Source organism: Paraburkholderia sp. BR14374 (assembly GCF_040948685.1).
GTDB lineage: Bacteria > Pseudomonadota > Gammaproteobacteria > Burkholderiales > Burkholderiaceae > Paraburkholderia > Paraburkholderia youngii.
This window is the reverse complement of the sequence record NZ_JBFPKF010000081.1, coordinates 1-2835: the sequence shown is the minus strand read 5'-3', so window position 1 is coordinate 2835 and position 2835 is coordinate 1. Positions and strand designations below refer to the sequence as shown.

Here is a 2835-nt window from a genome sequence, read left to right as displayed (position 1 = left end):
AATGCCGGGCTATGCGACCGGCCGCTTCTTTTTGCCATCTTTGGGTTCCTTTTGCTGGTCCCTATGACCAGCTCAGGCCCCGACCGTTCCACTTACCGACCTTGTCCGAAATTCCGGCGCCACCTCTCTGACCGACGATTTGAAGAAATGGGTTGGTGAAACGTTCACTGGAGAGTACTGGTATCCCTAACCCCGAGGATTCGCGTCTCAACTCTAGCCACGCGAAAGACCTTAGGCCGCGACCGTCCTTTACGCGGACTTGGACCGACATGGTGAACACCATGAAATGGGAGTTCAGCGCAAAAATTTATAAGACCTTTTGAAGTGCGCTTCCGACATCATCAGGAATGAAAGGGGGCGTGATTACTGCCTATAACCGAGACCCAGCAATGGTAGTCTTTACCGGCGACTCGAAGAATATGTCCGCAGCCGGATGTGCGCTAAAATTTCCTCTGCCGTCCTCGACATTGCAACTCGCATCACCGCCGATGTCTACAACATGTTGGCTGACCAGTCGAAGTAGACGAATGGCGTTGACATGTGGGCTCCAGAGTATTGGGGGGACATGGGAGTCTGGACATACACATCGACGTGTAAAGGGCAGTCCAGCCATTGCTAGCATGTCATGGTTGGCACGTGCCATACGGGGCAATCTCAATTTTTGGTATTTCTGGTCTCAGGAAACGGGCCGAATCTCACCAATTCCTTTTCTCTGCAACGGCGCTTTTGATCAGATCGCGATGATTTTTTGCACAGGTTATGCATTTCGGATGCGCCGACCGGCCGCTTTCGCTACGCGCTAGCGCAAACTTTGGTCGGAGTTAAATTCTCGAAACGCTCAAGCTACATTGTGCCTACGCATCGCACCAAGCGGCGTCGCGCGACCACACGACACACGCGGCATAACCGTTCAGGGCACGAAGCCAAACTGCGTCGAGATTCGCAATCAGGTCGCGATTGCACACACTCTCCTCGGAAACTACGATCCTTGGCTCGTGCTGCCCGTCGCCAAGTACAGAAAACCATGTCATACCGCCTCCGATGCCGACGCCACGCGCCTTCAACACCGCTTCCTTTGCCGTCCATACGTCATAAAATGCGTCGGTTCGTCTGTGCATCGGCAATGCGGTTACGTGTGCTTCGTCGCGCGGCGCAAACACCGCTGACGCGAGTTTCCTCCAGTTGAGGTCATTGCGAGCAAATTCGATATCTACACCAACCGTCCGTCGCCGCGCAATTGCGACCAGACCATACTGCTCAGAATGCGAAACGTTGAAGTCGAGTTGCCGACCGGGGCCCCCTTGTATCGACTTATCGAGACGCGGTCGACCACCGGTGTCTAGCTCGAAACGCAATTCACTTGCCTTCAAATCTGTTCGTTCGGCCAGCAACTGACGCAGCACGACGCGCGTGATGGCACAACGCAGCGCATCGTCGCGGCGTCGGAAGCGCGCGACCTTTTCACGCTCATCGTCCGAGAGTGGAGCGAATGCGGGACAGTCGAGCGTCGCGCGAAAATCGAAGGTGATGAGAAAGATCTCAATATCTGCTGCCGAAGCACGTGGTACAGCGAGCTCGCGCACATCGAAAGCCGACGTTGCTGGGACAGTCATCAATTCGCTCCGATAGTGACGGTACTCTTGACGAGCGAAGCCGCGCCGCAGCGCCGACATGTGATTCGCGATATTTTCAACGCGCTGCGCTGGATGGTGCAGGCCGGTGCATCTTGGCGCATGCTCTCGACCAGTTTCCCGCCGTACGAAATGTGCGAGTGCACCGATTGCTATCCGTCGCGCGCGGCGATTGGGGGCCGTGCCAGCAGTTCGCTGCGAGAACCCAATACGTCAATGACGCTCTCTGGATGATAACGGATCCACGGCCATGCCGTCTCGATCCGTAGTGCCCGCACTCTCCGATTGCCTTGATTGCTGATGGCCTTGGCGACCTGGCTCTCACCACTGTCACGAGGCTCAAACCGCCGCCAGAACAGTTCCAGCGCCAGTCGCGAGCCACCAACGGCCCCAATGCCACTCAGGCGTTTGAGGCGATCGATTCGCTTCCGCTCGGCTTCGGGAGGCTCCCGAGCGTCTCCTTTTCCAGTGTCGCCAGTTACTGCTTAAGGAGCACCAGTTGTTCGCATTCGCGCAACAGCCGTCGCTGAAGTTCCAATGGTAGTGGCGTACCGTCGTGGCACCGTGCCTCGCCGCGTGCACAGACGTGCGGTGAACTTCCGGCTGTCGACTCGACCCCAGTAACCGAGCGGGACCAGTAGCTTGCACGTGCGCCGCCGGTGTTGCGGGACTTCCCTCTGCAGTTGCCCACGGTCGCGTATGACGTTGCACGACGTCTCATCGGGCAGCAACGGCACACGGATCGCGTGCATGCGATCCCGTTTACCATGCGGCCAACACACGCAGGTTGATGGCCAGCACGATTACTTCCATTCGGTGCGTCTTGTCGCGCTACTTCTGGCGTTCCACAGAGATGCTAGTGGGATCGACAAGACAGCATTCGATCCCGCGACCTTGCAAGGCATGACAGATCCAGAACGCGTCTTGGCCGGTCTCATAGCTTGGGCAATCCATAGTTCATCTGGCAACGCCCATTTCTGCCGCTGCTGTGCAATCAGGGACAGCGCCGCCCTACAGACGTGATGCAGCCCGTGACCGAACCGCCCCGGGATTTCCGGAGACCGTTTTGCTTGCGTTATGCCACAGTGACAGACTCAGCGAGATTTGCATAGTAAGCGGCTTCTGCCTCGGCAGGTGGAATGTTGCCGATGGGGCCGAAGAGCCGACGATTGTTGAACCAGTCCACCCATTCGAGCGTCGCCAT

General features: G+C 57.3%; 2 protein-coding genes and 1 pseudogene. 1 reads left to right on the top strand and 2 read right to left on the bottom strand.

Going from position 1 to position 2835, the window contains the following annotated elements; translation table 11 throughout:
- Positions 1-854 precede the first annotated feature (854 nt).
- Positions 855-1613 carry a 4'-phosphopantetheinyl transferase superfamily protein gene (locus tag AB3X86_RS37955; protein ID WP_368599867.1) on the bottom strand — a complete coding sequence of 253 codons (759 nt, stop codon included), beginning with the start codon at positions 1611-1613 and terminating at the stop codon, positions 855-857.
- Positions 1614-1640: 27 nt separating this feature from the next.
- Here AB3X86_RS37955 and AB3X86_RS37950 point away from each other — a divergent pair, with 27 nt between their 5' ends.
- Positions 1641-1865 carry a hypothetical protein gene (locus AB3X86_RS37950; protein WP_368599866.1) on the top strand — a complete coding sequence of 75 codons (225 nt, stop codon included), beginning with the start codon at positions 1641-1643 and terminating at the stop codon, positions 1863-1865.
- Positions 1866-2706: 841 nt separating this feature from the next.
- Here AB3X86_RS37950 and AB3X86_RS37945 read toward each other — a convergent pair.
- A pseudogene (locus AB3X86_RS37945) lies at positions 2707-2835 on the bottom strand (IS3 family transposase); the annotation flags it as partial.